The sequence below is a fragment of the Clostridium sp. HGF2 genome (genome assembly GCF_964240115.1).
Taxonomy (GTDB): domain Bacteria; phylum Bacillota_I; class Bacilli_A; order Erysipelotrichales; family Erysipelotrichaceae; genus Clostridium_AQ; species Clostridium_AQ innocuum.
The window spans coordinates 490,867-504,899 of sequence record NZ_CAXSSO010000001.1 but is presented as its reverse complement, the minus strand read 5'-3'; the positions used below and the strand labels follow the sequence as shown (position 1 = coordinate 504,899).

Sequence of the window (14,033 nt, the reverse complement as noted above, 5' to 3'; positions counted from 1 at the left end):
TATGAGATTTAAGAAAAAAGAGAAAGAAACAAAACCTAACAAGACGAAAAAAGTGCGTGTTCTAAAAGCAGGCACGCACAAGAAATCCGTGATTGCCCTGTGGCTGGTGCTGATTGCCAGTGTCAGCTTCGGGGTTTATAAGAATTTCACTGCCATTGATATGCACACCGTCCATGAAAAGGAGGTCATAGAGCAGCGTATCGTGGATACCAACAAGATTGAAAACTTTGTCAAGGACTTTGCCAAAGCCTACTATTCATGGGGGAATAACAAAGAAGCCATTGAAGCAAGGACAAAAGCCATCAGTCAGTATCTAACAAAGAGCTTGCAGGACTTGAACGTGGACACGGTGAGAAGCGATATTCCCACCAGTTCTATGGTGAATGAGGTGAAAATCTGGAACTTGGAGCAGGCTGGCACAGACGAGTATACCGTCCTCTATTCGGTCGATCAGACCATCATAGAGGGCGACCAGACCAGCCGTAATGCTGCTTCTTACACGGTGGTGGTTCATGTAGATGGCGACGGGAACATGGTAATCACAAAGAACCCGACTATCAGCCGGATACCAGCAAAATCCGGCTACGAGCCAAAGGCAGCGGAAAGTGACGGAACGGTGGACGCTACCACCACAGAGGAAGTGACCGAGTTCTTGGAAACATTCTTCAAGCTGTATCCGGCGGCTACGGATAAGGAGCTTTCCTACTATGTGGCTGGCAATGCGCTGAAACCTGTAAACACTGATTATCTGTACTCCGAGCTAATCAATTCGCTGTTTACAATGGATGGGGATAAGGTCAAGGTGTCGGTATCGGTGAAGTATCTCGACCAGAGGACAAAGGCGGCACAGATTTCACAGTTTGACTTGATACTGGTAAAAATGGACGGTAACTGGAAGATTGTAAAGTAACAAAATTGTTGGGTGGTGAAATTCATTGCCGCCATTATCAAAAAAACATATTGACAATCATCTATGTGTTGCATATAATAATCATATAGATGATTGTCTATGGGAGGTGATAAAATGGATTTAGACGCAAAAAAAACTGCTATTATTTTTAAGGCTTTTTGTGATGAAAACCGTATAAAAATTTTGCAGTTACTTAAAACAGGTGAAAAGTGTGCTTGTATGTTATTAGAAGAAATCAACGTAACACAACCTACACTATCGCACCATATGAAAATTCTCTGCGACTCTGGTGTTGTTAAAGGGCGTAAAGAAGGGAAATGGACACATTATTCTATCTCTCCAGAGGGTGCAGCTTACGCAATGAACTGTTTACAAGCTCTTACCAAAATAGAAATTCAAGATAACGAATTGTCGTGTTGTGGAAAGTAAAATTAACACTTCTCAACACGACATAATAAAACAGCAATATATAGATAGATTTAAATATGACTATATATCAGAAAGGGATTTTGATTATGCAAACACTAGAATTAGGATGGGATTTTTTTCAGAATGAAATCCTTGGAATGGGTTGGTTAAATAGACTTATAGGAGTTCTGCTAAATACGATTGGTTTAGATACTACGAGTCGTATAGGCGGCAGCGTACAATTCTTCTTGTATGATACCATTAAAATTATGGTATTACTTGGAGTCTTGATTTTAATAATCTCTTATATTCAGAGTTATTTTCCACCAGAACGAACTAAGAAAATTCTTGGGAAATTTCATGGGATATGGGCGAATATACTTGCTGCTTTGCTTGGAACGGTAACGCCCTTTTGCTCGTGTTCGTCCATTCCACTGTTTATTGGATTTACAAGTGCTGGTTTACCACTTGGAGTAACCTTTTCTTTTTTGATTTCATCACCAATGGTTGACTTAGGCTCTCTTGTTTTATTAATGAGTATATTCGGATGGAAAGTTGCCATTGTTTATGTGATATTAGGTCTTGTAATTGCAGTTGTCGGTGGTACATTGATTGAAAAAATGCACCTTGAAGATCAAGTTGAAGAATTTATTCGTAAAGGTAGTTCAGTTGATGTACCGCAAGAAGAATTACAATTTAAAGACAGAATGGGGTATGCTTGGGAACAAGTAGTTTCGACTGCAAGAAAGGTTGCACCTTATGTATTAGTAGGCGTTGGTATCGGTGCTTTCATTCATAACTGGATACCAGAACACTTGATTGTGAAAGCGTTAGGAACAGGAAATCCCTTTGGAGTTATTATTGCTACTATTGCAGGTGTTCCTATGTATGCTGACATATTTGGCACAATTCCTATTGCCGAAGCATTACTAGCAAAAGGAGCAATGCTTGGTGTGGTTTTATCTTTTATGATGGGTGTTACAACACTTTCTTTGCCATCAATGGTTATGTTAAAAAAAGCGGTAAAACCAAAATTATTAGGTATATTTGTAGCAATTTGTACGCTTGGAATTATTATTGTAGGGTACTTTTTCAATGTTTTTCAATACCTACTTATATAATAATATAAAAATTTAAAGGAGGATTTTATTATGTCATTGTTTAATCGTGGAAAAAAGAAAGAGGAAGAAACAAGAACGCCAGCTTGCGCTTGTAATGGTAGTTGTTGTACAAGTGAAGCAAAGGAAATCACTGACTCTTGCTGTGGTGCAGCAAACGACGGTATCTGTTGTATTAAGGTACTTGGCTCTGGATGTAAGAGTTGCCATGCTCTGCTAGAAAGTGCAAAAGAAGCTATAAAGACAATGGGAGTTTCTGTGGAAGTGGAATACGTGACCGATATGCAGAGAATAATGGAATATGGTGTTATGAGTATGCCAGCTTTAGTAGTTAATGAAAATGTTGTTTCTATGGGAAAAGTATTAAAACCTGTTGAAGTTGAAAACTTATTGCATAGATTAGGCTTCTAAGGAGGAATGTTGCTGTGTCTAAAGAAAAGAGTATCAATGTTTTTCAGAAATATTTATCTGTATGGGTAATTATATGCATGATTACAGGGGTACTTATTAGTAAATATATTCCGAGCATTCCTGCCGTTTTGAATAAGTTTGAATATGCAAAAGTTTCTATACCAATGGCATTGTTAATATGGCTAATGATTTATCCAATGATGATGAAAGTTGACTTTAAAAGCATTAGAAATGTTAGCAAAAATCCTAAAGGTCTATTTATCACTTGGATTACGAATTGGTTAATCAAGCCTTTTACGATGTATGGTATTGCCAGTTTGTTCTTTTTTGTGGTTTTTAAATCTTTAATCACGCCAGAACTTGCAACAGAATACCTTGCAGGAGCGGTCTTGCTGGGGGCAGCACCTTGTACAGCTATGGTATTTGTATGGAGTTCACTTACGAAAGGAAATCCTGCATATACCGTAGTACAGGTAGCGACAAATGATTTAATTATTCTTGTGGCTTTTGTACCAATAGTAAAATTTTTGCTTGGTGTATCCAATGTTTCAGTACCTTGGGATACGCTCATATTATCGGTAGTATTATTTGTAGTTATACCGCTAATAGCCGGAATGGCTACCCGATATTATGTAATAAAGAATAAAGATAGAAATTACTTTGAAAATATTTTTATACACAAATTTGATAATGTAACCAGTATAGGGCTTTTGCTAACACTTGTGATGATATTTTCATTTCAAGGTAAAGTGTTTTTAGAAAATCCATTGCACATAGTTTTAATTGCGGTGCCATTAATTTTACAAACATTTTTAATTTTTGCAATCGCATATATAGCGTGTCATATATTTAAACTGCCCTATAATATCGCTGCCCCTGCTGGTATGATAGGTGCGTCAAACTTTTTTGAGCTTTCCGTTGCAGTGGCGATTGCTCTATTCGGAACGACTTCACCTGCTGCATTGGCAACAACAGTGGGCGTTTTAACAGAAGTTCCTGTCATGTTGCTCTTAGTGAAAATTGCAAATAACACGAAAGGCTGGTTTTTAAATGAATAAAAGAAAAGTTGCATTTATCTGTGTTCATAATTCATGCCGAAGTCAAATAGCAGAAGCCTTAGCTAAACATCTTGCTTCGGATGTTTTTGAAAGCTATTCTGCTGGTACTGAAATAAAGGCACAGATCAATCAAAATGCTGTTCAGCTTATGAAACAGATTTATGGTATTGATATGGAGAAAGACCAATACTCAAAATTGATTGAGGATATTCCCACACCAGATATTGCAATATCTATGGGGTGTGATGTCGGTTGCCCTTATATTGGCAAAGCATTTGATGATAATTGGGGATTGATTGACCCGACTGGACAGGACGATGAAATATTCAAAAGTGTCATTAATCAGATTGAAAAAAATGTATTACAGCTTAAAGAAACTCTAATAAAAGTATGATAAAAACAAAATGGATACTATGCCCTATTTGTAAGGGCAAAACACGAAGTCAGGTTAGGACAGATACAGTTTTAATCAACTACCCTTTATATTGCCCCAAATGCAAACAAATAAGTTTAATTTCAGTAAAGAATTTTGCTATAACTGTAATTAAAGAGCCAGATGCTTAGACACAGAGCCAATAATTTGAGAGTTTCTATTCTCTAATTATTGGCTTGTTTTTATTACTTACCCCATACTCCATATGATCTGTGCGAAACAAAAATGGAGGAACTAATCTTCCCCCATTTCCTTTGATTCGATGATACCAGAAGCGACACTTTCCATGATAACCATATCTTTGTCGTCGAAAGTATCAAGCTGCTGCTCCAACTGTCTGCGGCGAGTGCTTTTCACTTTGTCGCTGGACGGCAGGAAAATTTCATCAACGGACACATTGAGTAAAGTTACAAGGTCGTAAAACACCTGTAAACTTGGGTGCTGCCCTTTATTCTCAATGTTCGTCAGATAGCGTGGGTCAATCTCAATTTTTGCTCCCACCTGTTCACGGGTCAGACCTTGTTTCATCCTTGCCGCTTTAATGGCAAGTCCAAAGGCTCTGAAATCGTATTTATCTTCTGTTTTACGCATAGTTAATCACCTCACTACATTTTACTGTTCCTAAAGAATTTGCGACAGGTACAGTAAAACGTATTGTAAGGTTTATTAGTTCCTATTGTATAGGAAAACAACAAATTTATATGCTGCTTGGCGGTAATAAAAAAAACCGTTGTCAGCAGTAACGCTTTTATACGCCCATTTCGATAAAACGACGGTTTATACAGCCGCCGTTTTATTTTTTCCTAACGGTGGACAGACTACTGGATGGTTTTGTTTTAGCGGCTTTAGGAGGCAGCCGCATGGAACGCCTGCATATTCGACAACATTCGATCATTGGTAGAGCGTTAAAAAAATCCATTTAATTTCTGCGGTATTCTATACTCCTGTATATGGTTTTTCACGTCATACAGCAGGAACAATTCAGATAGCACAAGATCAGTACGTCAGTATTGCCCTTGTGCTTTTTTGCTGCACAAAACTTTTTCAAAAAGTTTTTGCGGTTAGGTATCAAATCCCACCTCTTGCGGCGAGTGTTAGTGCGAAAAGAGGTAGAAGCCTTTTCGCTTTAGCAACTTTAGCTGGAAAGGAGGTGAGATTATGAAGCCATCTTCTTTCGAGAACGCTATCAGACTTCAATTTGATTGTCTGGCTCGCAAGGTTGTAGGTACAACCGTAAAGGACTACAACCGTGAGCTTGGCAGACGTGCAAAGCGTGAAACTCCATTCTGTGAGCTGCCGGAAATGGAATTAAACCATATCGGCACTTGCGACGAATACTCGGTTGAATTTACAGCCTTTGACGTATTCGGCAATGAAATCCTTATCTATGATGAACAGCTATGTGAAGCAATCAAAGAATTAAATGAAAGACGACGTAACATTCTGCTTATGTCCTACTTTCTTGAGATGACCGACGCTGAAATTGCAGAGGTCATGGAAATGGAACGATTTTCCGTTTGTAGAAACAGGCTGCACACATTAAAGCTAATCAGAGATATGTATGAGGAGGGATAAAACATGATGAAGTCTACAAAGAAGTGCCCGCTATTTTCCACGATCAGCTCGGCTGCTGACGGTGACGAGGTAGCAATCGGAAAGATTTTAAACCACTATGACGCTTACATATCAAAAGCCAGTTTGCGCCCGTTTTATGACGAACACGGAAATATGTATATCGTGGTCGATATGGAACTGAAAGGCAGAATAAGAGCTGCGCTGATTGAAGCAATTTTGGGATTTGAAGTCAAAGTGAAATAAGTGTAACAGAGAGTGTCTACCACCTCATTTCCACTCTTTACCGTTCTTTGAAAACTGAATAAAGTAATCAGATACGTTTGATATGCGGCGAGCCTGCGGACTGGAACGCCACGACCACTGAAAGGAGGGATACCGGCGAGCGACCACGCCAGTGATCCGCAAGCAACTGTTGGAAAGGTTGCTGCCATGACCCGTATATCAGAATAATGATACACCCGTATGACACGGTTCACCCATCAGAATGGGAATGGTGAAAGTCCAGTGGAGCTTCCGAAGCCGTCTGATTACTTATTATATACAGATAGACAAAATCTTTCATAATGTACAAGCATTTTTGCATACTTTGTAAATATAGTGTAGTGAGGTGGTTTTATGGCGAATGACGCAAAAGTAGTTTGCAAGAATGTTTTTAAGAATAGTGATACGGCGGCTTTGCAAAAAATGTTTACTCTGAAATGGATAGAGCTGATAAATCAATTTGAAAAAAGTAAGGGGCAGCCTACTCCTGCAAGATGATAGACAAACTATCCTGCCAAGTGTTATAATAACATTAGCAGTGATAGTTTGTTTTGTCTTCTCTGAAAAGGAGAACAAAACATGATGAATAAGTCAAGGGTTGCTATATATTGCCGCTTATCAGAAGAAGATAGAAACAAACAATCAGAAACAGACGACAGTAACAGTATTCAAAATCAAAAGTCTATGCTGCTTCAATATTCTTTAGAACAAGGTTGGGAAGTCTATAACATATACAGTGATGATGATTACACTGGTTCTGATCGACGACGACCAGAGTTTAACAAGTTATTGAATGACGCAAAAGACCGCAAATTTGATATTATCTTATGTAAGACTCAATCCAGATTTACCAGAGAGCTTGAATTGGTGGAAAAATATATTCACGGTCTATTTCCTATCTGGGGTATCCGTTTCATCAGTATTGTAGATAATGCTGATACCGCCAACAAAGGGAATAAGAAATCAAGACAGATTAACGGTCTGGTGAATGAATGGTACTTAGAGGATATGTCGGAGAATATCAAGAGTGTGCTGACAGACCGAAGAAAAAACGGTCACCATATTGGAGCGTTCGCACTCTACGGTTACAAAAAAGACCCTGACGTAAAAGGGCATTTGATTATTGATGAAGAAGCTGCACAGGTCGTCAGAGAAGTTTTTACACTGTTTTCAAAAGGCTATGGCAAAACAGCCATTGCCCGTATGCTGAATGACCGAGGTATCCCCAATCCAACGGAATACAAGCGGCTTCATGGTTTACGCTGGCGAACACCCAAAGGCAAGAACAGTACCCTCTGGAAATATTATGCTATTTCCGATATGCTGGTAAATGAAATTTATATTGGCAATATGGTACAGGGAAAATATGGGAGCGTATCTTACAAGACGAAACAAAATAAGCCACGCCCTAAAAGTGAGTGGTATATTGTCGAGGGTACGCACGAACCGATTATTGACCGTGAATTGTGGGATAAGGTGCAAGCGTTGATAGCTCAAAAGGCAAAACCATTTACAGTAGGTACAATCGGGTTATTCGCTAAAAAAGCTCGCTGCATGAACTGCGGTTATGTAATGCGTTCTAACAAACAGGCTGATGGGCGACGTTATTTAGGATGTTCCAGCCGCCATGTTTCTAAGGACGCTTGTATAGGTTCTTTTATCTCTGTACCTAAATTGGAACAGGCGGTGATTGCTGAAATCAACAAGCTGTCTGCCGCATATCTGGATAAGGATGAACTGGAACAAAACGTAACCTTTAACAGTGATGTAAAAGGCAAACAAAACGCTCTGAAAGAGGAAATTGCTGCATATCAAAGCAAGATTGCAGAATACACCAAAGGTATCCGAGAATTGTATTTAGACAAAGTTAAGGGTATCTTGTCAGAGCAAGATTATTTGGATTTATCCAAAGACTTCTCTACTCAAAAAGAAAGGCTTGAAAAACTGGTTATTGATACGCAAAAACAGCTTGACGTTATTGAAAGAAAAATACAGGCTGGTGATAACAAACGCCAGTTAATCGAGCAATACACCAATCTTGAACACTTAGACAGGGAAATCGTTGAAACATTGATTGACTATATATTAGTTGGAAAGAAAGACCCTGTAACTAAGGAAGTACCTATCGAAATACACTGGAATTTCTAAGTTCTTGATAATCTGGTGTCCAGTATGCCAGACTATCAAGGACATCTCTTAAATACTCATTGTTGTTCTTACACAGTTGCACCATCCGCAGCCATGTCCTCAAACAAATCAGTAAGCGGATCGCCTTTGGATTGGTAATATGCAGCAGTAAATGGTGCTCCGCTGGCTGCCTGTGTCCATATGCCGGTTGTATGGTCAACATAATATGCATCAAATCCACCTGCTTTTATTTCCTCGACACTGAGATTTCTGGTCAGCTGATACAGGATTGCGGATACCATTTCCAGATGAGCAAGCTCTTCTGTTCCGATATCCGTTAACATCGCACGTACACTGTCATACGGCATGGCATAGCGCTGATTCAGATAACGCATTGAGGCAGCCAGTTCTCCATCCGGACCGCCAATCTGCGAAATTACGATTTTTGCGAAAGCAGGATCCGGTTTTCTGATATTCACAGGAAACTGCAGCTTCTTTTCATATGTCCACATACATCAATCCTCCCTTTCCCATGGCCAGGGCCCTTTGCTATACTCCCAGCTATCCGAGTGATTCTGCCGATTTGTCAATGGTCCGCAAAGATGTTCATACTCCTTTACAGCCTTCTCGCGTTCCTTCACAGCAGACTGATAATACTGCATTGCCTGTCTGTCATCAGGGTGTGAGTTTAAAAACAGTGCTGTTTCCTGAATCGCAAAATCCAGCATTTGAAGCTTTCTCAGCAGTTGCTTTCTATTCATCATCAGCACGCCCCCTCATCACCGAGAAAGGGTTTATCAAGAGCATGAAAAATCGTTCCTCTTTGAAACCCAATCTCTCTTTCATACGGTTTTTTCCATACCTGCATCGGTACATATGCCATACCAGGCATCTGTGCCTGCTGCCGTTGATGTTTAGGCTGCTGCTCCATAAAGTCCACATCATCATAGCAGTATTCATTATCAGCTACGCGCTCCCTGGGAATCCATGGACAGCACGCACCATTCGCATACTTCATATAAGTTCCTCCTAACCTGAGGCTTTCACCTCACTGCATAATATGAAAATACTGATAACAGGCATAGGACAAGCATATAGAAGATGAAAAATTCATTTCTCTATGCATGGAAGCAGATGAAAAAAGACCTATCGGCCGCAAAGTAATCAGAACGTTTGCATCGCTTCGATAAGTCCTTTTCAGATTGCTTATAATATGTTCAAAGTATGCTGGTTTACATAAGCACTAATGAAACTGCGCCAGCAATGTCTTTTCAAAATGTTCTTCACTGACACTTGTTTTCCAGCGATAAAACAGAATGGAAAGAACAGAGAAGACTACAAGCATACCTGCAAAGACAAGAATATCCGGTGTAATGGATCCGCCGATTGCCAACGTATTGCGGAATGCATGCACACTGTAGCTGAATGGCATAAACGGATGAATCGCATTATAAAATCCAGAGGATGTTTCAATCGGATAGGTACCTGCCGCTCCCCCCAGCTGCAATACCATGAATATCAGAACAATAAAGCTTCCGATTTTTCCACAGGTGATGTTAAAGAAAACGATCATGGACATGAAGCCTGCGGAAACCAGTGCCGCCATGGCAAAGGTAAGCAGCGTCTGATAGGGAGATAGGCCGTTAACCAGCATCAGCACACTGATCATAATGACTGCCATCAATGTGGAGACCGTATACATAACAGAAGCCTTGCAAGCCCACATACGCAAACCGGACGTCGTTTTACCTGTGTTTTTCAACAGCGGATACATAAGAGTAAAGGCCATGCAGGCAACATACAGCCCGACAGACATCATATAGGGCGCCATCGCTGTACCATTGTTTTCCACATTGCTCAATTCCTGATGAGTTGTGACCACCGGCTGTGCCAGCATTTCCTTTGTATTCTGTGTTGCTGATACCGAGCTTTCTTCAGCTCCCTTATGCAGCGAGCTTGTCAGCGTATGGGAACCGTCCTTCAGCTGTAACAGTCCGCCTCCCAGTGTATTGGAGCCCTGCGCAAGCTGCTGAGCACCACTGCTGATTTGAGAAGCGCCGCCCTGCAGCTGAGCAGAGCCGTTTAATAATGTCGGACTGCTGCTGTTTAATGCTGAGGCTCCCTGATATAGAGAATCACTACCCGTTAGCAGCTGTGTGATTCCGCCCTGTAAAGCAGGAATTGCAGAGTTCAGCTGTGTCGTACCTGTTTGTAATTGAGCTGCACCGGCTGTTAAAGCCGTAGATTTCTGTGATAAGGTGGAAAGACCGTTTCTAATCGTATCTACGCCCTTTGTATAAGCATGAATCCCCGAAGCCAGTCCCTGTTCACCAGATAAGGCTTTATCAGCATCTGCAAGGCCGCTTTGAAGCTGCTGCATACCCTGTATCAGACCCATGGCTTCCGCGGTGGAGCCCTGTGCATCCAGTGAACGCTGTACAGTGGAAAGACCCTGCTGCAGCTGCGTCAATGCCTGATCGTTTCCGCTGAGAAGAGCTGTCATCTCCTCACTTCCTTTGGAAAGCTTAGAGAGCCCTGTCTTGAGCACAGCATATTGCTGATTTAAATCATTCATATCCGCTGCCGCTTCTGTTAGCTGATTCACAGTATCCTCATAAGCATGCAAATCCTTCAATTTCTGTGCGGCTGCATTCAATCTCTGACTCGCATCTGTATTCTTGTTTATGATTGTCTGCAGCTGAGCCTCCAATGCCGCCGCCCCTTGTGTAACCTGCTTCAGACTATCTGCACTGCCGGTATTTTTTTCGTGCAAATAAGCAAGTAGATCAGCATGACTGTCGGTACTTGATTTTATTGCAGTGGATAGCTCCTGCATACCAGACAGAACACGAGAGCTGCCCTTATGCAAATCGGAGGTTCCCTGCGCCAGAGCATTCACCCCCTGATTTAAAACTACAGAGCTTTGCATTAACTGCTCACTTCCCTGTTGCAGGGCAGCTACACCGGTTGTATACGCCTCTACCCCCTGCTGCAGCTCACCGCTTCCTGTGTGCAGCGAGGATGCGCCGTTAACAAGCTGTACGCTTTTTCCATTCATCGTGCGGATACCGCTTCGCAGCTGCCTGCTTCCCTGTTGCAGCTGTGCCACTCCATCGGTATAAGCCTGCAGTCCCTGCTTCAGTGTTTCACTTCCGTCTTGAAAGGTCAGTGTACTGGAGGCAAGAGTGTTCAGACTATCCGTGATGGTCTGATTCCCCGCAATACTGTCGGATAATCCGTTCTGAATTTTCTGACTGCCCTTTCCCGCTGTTTTCAAGCCGCTGCTCAACACCTGAACGTTGGAGAATAATGTATCGGCATAGGTTTTTGTCACAGTAGCGGAAATCTGTTCCCGTATTTTTGCAATCGCTGTCTCGTCCATTTTCGAGGCAATATAATTGGTACCGGGATTCGTTGTATACCTGAGCTCCATTTTTTTCGGATGTTTATCCATGAGCGTTGTTGCATTTGATGAAAAATTTTCAGGTATCGTTATAATCATATAATAAGAGCCATCCTTTAAGCCCTGGCTGGCTTTTTCGGCATCGACAAAGCAGAAATCCATTTCCTTTGCCTTTTTCAGATTCGCAACCAGATCCTCCCCGATATGAAGGCTGGAACCGTTATAGGTAACCTTATTGTCTTCATTTACTACTGCAACCGGTATTTTATCCGCATTTCCGTAAGGATCCCACATAGAACCCAGAAAAATACCTGAATACAGCATGGGAATCACAATAATCGCTGCCAGTACAACCTTGATCCATGTACTGCCTGCTATATTTTTCCATTCTTCCTTCATAATATCCTCTTCTTTCTTTTCTATCCATAGATATACCATATCCACGGAATACTGGAATTATAGTACATTATATGCTTGTGTCAACGCTCTTTACAGAAAGTTTAGAATTGTTATGAAAAATTCACACGAAAAAGACGGCTTGATTTAAGGAAAAGGCTTGCAAAGACAAAGAAAAAACAGCTATACTATACATGATAGAAGGTGAGAGTATGAGAATACGCGGCAGTCTGGAGCAGGCAATCTGTATCGTGCTGCTGATAAGTACAAGCAGCCGGCCGGTAAAAAGCAGCGAGCTCAGTAAAAAGCTGAACGTATCAGATTCCTATTTAAAAAAAATCATGCGGCAGCTGGTCAAAGCGAAGATCGTTTCTTCAATCGCCAGTAAAAACGGCGGCTTTGTATTATTGAAAACCCCCTCCCGCATCACCTTTCTGGACCTGTTTAATGCCATCGAGGGGCAGGAGCAATTTGCTGTGAGTACAAGCCTTGTCGATCGGGTGTTTGATTCCAGAAAGCAGGTAAAGGAAAAGGAAGAAAAAATCATGCATTATCTGCATGGTGCGGAATTGGAATATCGAAAGAAATTAAAAGAAATCACCATCCAGCAAATTTTATCCGATGTCTGATAATAACAGCCGCAAGACATGTTCATGCTGCTGTATATCATATCAGAAATGATAATATTTCTTACATAAACTATTTTATAAGCTTGCTTTAAAAAGAAAATAAAAAAAAGCTACAGCCGGGGCTTTAACACTGGCAGAGTCATTTGCACTTTACTCACCATGTAACAGCCATAGGTAATCCAGGCAGCTTTCTTTGATTGTTAAGCTGCTTTTCTTTTTTCCTTTACACGATGTCCTAACGTGATAAGAAAAAGACTGAATCTTCCGATATAGAAGGCTCAGTCTTTCCTTTTTCTCAATTTCCGCCGGGACCGTCCTGACGATCTCTTTCATCCGGATAATACTTCAGGTTATTGTTCGTCCATTGATTGTTGCCGGCTGTTTTCTTTGCTTCCTCACCATGCAGCAGATCTTCGCTGTCACAGCAGGATTTTTTCTTCTGTTCCATGTTCATCACACTCCATTCTTAGTATGTGTCCGGAAGGGATTGACTATACCGATTCTTTGCCTGAAGCATACGGCCCGGTTATTTCCAAGACATTTCCTTCGGGGTCTGTGATATTGAAATACCAGTAAGGCATCGAGATTGAAACATAATATAAGGGAGAGAGCGGACCGATCTGCAGATTTTTCAAACGCGTATATTCTGACTGCAAATCCTCACAAACATAATTCTGAACCATTATATCATTCCCTTGGTTCACCGTCTGTATGCAGTCTTCGACATATGCATTATTATAGTGTTCGTCCACATCCTGTTCTTTTTGTACGCATTGCGCATCATATTCCGCATGCAGCACGGCAAGCGTATGCCCGCAGGAAAACTCCACCCATCGCTGTGCAGTAACTTCCTTCCCTTTTTGCTGAAGCAGCTGCTCGTAGAAGCTTACCGTATCACGAAAATGCAGTGCATTGATATATATACAGGCCAGCTTCATCGTGGTTCCTCCTTCATCCAAATATCCTGTTCCTTCTCATGCTTTTTCATCCAGGCAAGTGCATAGGGACTAAATGCCATACATTTCCAGCACTTCTTCCTTATCACAGCTGCCGCCTCCTTCATCAGTGCGCCTCTTATCCCCTGTCCGCGCAGGGATACATCGGCAAATGTATGATTGATATCCACGACCTGCTTGTCCACAAAGGGGAATGTAAACTCTGCAGGCAGCTGTCCCTGTTCCTCTATAAATATACGGTGATCCTCTCTGCTTATCTCCATAACAGTCTCCTCCCCATGCCATACGCACGACGATTACAGCTTCATTGTACCATAAATCATTTCTGCATTACTGAAATTAAATACC

19 protein-coding genes and 1 pseudogene are annotated in these 14,033 nt (G+C 41.3%); 12 read left to right on the top strand and 8 right to left on the bottom strand.

The annotated features are described in order from the left end of the window. The first annotated feature begins 1 nt into the window (after window position 1). The 7 genes from ACESPQ_RS02370 to ACESPQ_RS02340 all read left to right on the top strand — a co-directional run bounded on the left by ACESPQ_RS02370 (window position 2) and on the right by ACESPQ_RS02340 (window position 4,469). Window positions 2-910, top strand: a complete 909-nt coding sequence (locus tag ACESPQ_RS02370; RefSeq protein WP_242410374.1) for a conjugal transfer protein — start codon at window positions 2-4, stop codon at window positions 908-910. A gap of 114 nt (window positions 911-1,024) precedes the next feature. Then, window positions 1,025-1,339 (top strand): ArsR/SmtB family transcription factor, encoded by a 315-nt coding sequence (locus ACESPQ_RS02365; RefSeq protein ID WP_242410373.1) that lies wholly within the window; start codon window positions 1,025-1,027, stop codon window positions 1,337-1,339. A gap of 86 nt (window positions 1,340-1,425) precedes the next feature. Then, window positions 1,426-2,439: a permease gene (locus tag ACESPQ_RS02360; RefSeq protein ID WP_242410372.1), complete on the top strand. Its 1,014-nt coding sequence runs from the start codon at window positions 1,426-1,428 to the stop codon at window positions 2,437-2,439. 30 nt (window positions 2,440-2,469) lie between these two features. Next, window positions 2,470-2,847 (top strand): thioredoxin family protein, encoded by a 378-nt coding sequence (locus tag ACESPQ_RS02355; protein ID WP_242410371.1) that lies wholly within the window; start codon window positions 2,470-2,472, stop codon window positions 2,845-2,847. Window positions 2,848-2,861: 14 nt separating this feature from the next. Next, the gene (gene arsB / locus ACESPQ_RS02350) at window positions 2,862-3,905 is read left to right on the top strand and encodes an ACR3 family arsenite efflux transporter (RefSeq protein WP_270475837.1); all 1,044 of its coding nucleotides are present in this window, start codon (window positions 2,862-2,864) and stop codon (window positions 3,903-3,905) included. Next, entirely contained in the window at window positions 3,898-4,299 is a 402-nt protein-coding gene (locus ACESPQ_RS02345; protein WP_242410370.1) for an arsenate reductase ArsC, read from the top strand. Before arsB ends, ACESPQ_RS02345 begins: the two co-directional genes overlap by 8 nt. Continuing rightward, entirely contained in the window at window positions 4,296-4,469 is a 174-nt protein-coding gene (locus ACESPQ_RS02340) for a cysteine-rich KTR domain-containing protein (RefSeq protein ID WP_242410369.1), read from the top strand. The genes ACESPQ_RS02345 and ACESPQ_RS02340 overlap by 4 nt, the downstream gene beginning before the upstream one ends. Window positions 4,470-4,572: 103 nt before the next feature. Here the strand turns inward: ACESPQ_RS02340 and ACESPQ_RS02335 are convergent, their stop codons facing one another. Further along, on the bottom strand, window positions 4,573-4,929 hold the full coding sequence (locus ACESPQ_RS02335; protein ID WP_242410368.1) for a helix-turn-helix domain-containing protein: 357 nt from the start codon (window positions 4,927-4,929) through the stop codon (window positions 4,573-4,575). A 567-nt stretch (window positions 4,930-5,496) separates the two neighbouring features. Between ACESPQ_RS02335 and ACESPQ_RS02330 the strand changes: the two genes are divergently transcribed. From ACESPQ_RS02330 to ACESPQ_RS02315, 4 genes are all read left to right on the top strand, one after another. Next, entirely contained in the window at window positions 5,497-5,913 is a 417-nt protein-coding gene (locus ACESPQ_RS02330; protein ID WP_242410367.1) for an RNA polymerase sigma factor, read from the top strand. 3 nt (window positions 5,914-5,916) lie between these two features. Next, the gene (locus ACESPQ_RS02325; RefSeq protein ID WP_249314799.1) at window positions 5,917-6,156 is read left to right on the top strand and encodes a helix-turn-helix domain-containing protein; all 240 of its coding nucleotides are present in this window, start codon (window positions 5,917-5,919) and stop codon (window positions 6,154-6,156) included. A 372-nt stretch (window positions 6,157-6,528) separates the two neighbouring features. Next, window positions 6,529-6,672, top strand: coding sequence for a hypothetical protein (locus ACESPQ_RS02320; RefSeq protein ID WP_242410366.1), 144 nt, complete (start codon window positions 6,529-6,531; stop codon window positions 6,670-6,672). An 81-nt stretch (window positions 6,673-6,753) separates the two neighbouring features. After that, the gene (locus ACESPQ_RS02315; protein ID WP_242410365.1) at window positions 6,754-8,322 is read left to right on the top strand and encodes a recombinase family protein; all 1,569 of its coding nucleotides are present in this window, start codon (window positions 6,754-6,756) and stop codon (window positions 8,320-8,322) included. Between the two features lie 83 nt (window positions 8,323-8,405). Here the strand turns inward: ACESPQ_RS02315 and ACESPQ_RS02310 are convergent. The 4 genes and pseudogenes from ACESPQ_RS02310 to ACESPQ_RS02295 form a co-directional block, all read right to left on the bottom strand. After that, window positions 8,406-8,813 (bottom strand): annotated as a pseudogene (locus ACESPQ_RS02310) (manganese catalase family protein); the annotation flags it as partial. Window positions 8,814-8,816: 3 nt separating this feature from the next. Next, window positions 8,817-9,065 carry a spore coat protein CotJB gene (locus tag ACESPQ_RS02305; protein WP_118002228.1) on the bottom strand — a complete coding sequence of 83 codons (249 nt, stop codon included), beginning with the start codon at window positions 9,063-9,065 and terminating at the stop codon, window positions 8,817-8,819. Further along, entirely contained in the window at window positions 9,065-9,319 is a 255-nt protein-coding gene (locus ACESPQ_RS02300) for a spore coat associated protein CotJA (protein ID WP_002605953.1), read from the bottom strand. The genes ACESPQ_RS02305 and ACESPQ_RS02300 overlap by 1 nt, the downstream gene beginning before the upstream one ends. A gap of 225 nt (window positions 9,320-9,544) precedes the next feature. Further along, window positions 9,545-12,103, bottom strand: coding sequence for a YhgE/Pip family protein (locus tag ACESPQ_RS02295; protein WP_373143870.1), 2,559 nt, complete (start codon window positions 12,101-12,103; stop codon window positions 9,545-9,547). Window positions 12,104-12,312: 209 nt separating this feature from the next. Between ACESPQ_RS02295 and ACESPQ_RS02290 the strand changes: the two genes are divergently transcribed. Then, window positions 12,313-12,729: an RrF2 family transcriptional regulator gene (locus ACESPQ_RS02290; protein ID WP_002605955.1), complete on the top strand. Its 417-nt coding sequence runs from the start codon at window positions 12,313-12,315 to the stop codon at window positions 12,727-12,729. 295 nt (window positions 12,730-13,024) lie between these two features. Here the strand turns inward: ACESPQ_RS02290 and ACESPQ_RS02285 are convergent, their stop codons facing one another. The 3 genes from ACESPQ_RS02285 to ACESPQ_RS02275 are packed head-to-tail and all read right to left on the bottom strand — an operon-like array spanning window position 13,025 to window position 13,948. Next, window positions 13,025-13,177 (bottom strand): hypothetical protein, encoded by a 153-nt coding sequence (locus tag ACESPQ_RS02285; protein WP_373143869.1) that lies wholly within the window; start codon window positions 13,175-13,177, stop codon window positions 13,025-13,027. A gap of 43 nt (window positions 13,178-13,220) precedes the next feature. Beyond that, window positions 13,221-13,667, bottom strand: a complete 447-nt coding sequence (locus tag ACESPQ_RS02280; protein ID WP_109769759.1) for a hypothetical protein — start codon at window positions 13,665-13,667, stop codon at window positions 13,221-13,223. Continuing rightward, window positions 13,664-13,948 (bottom strand): GNAT family N-acetyltransferase, encoded by a 285-nt coding sequence (locus tag ACESPQ_RS02275; RefSeq protein ID WP_002605958.1) that lies wholly within the window; start codon window positions 13,946-13,948, stop codon window positions 13,664-13,666. Before ACESPQ_RS02275 ends, ACESPQ_RS02280 begins: the two co-directional genes overlap by 4 nt. Window positions 13,949-14,033: the final 85 nt, after the last annotated feature.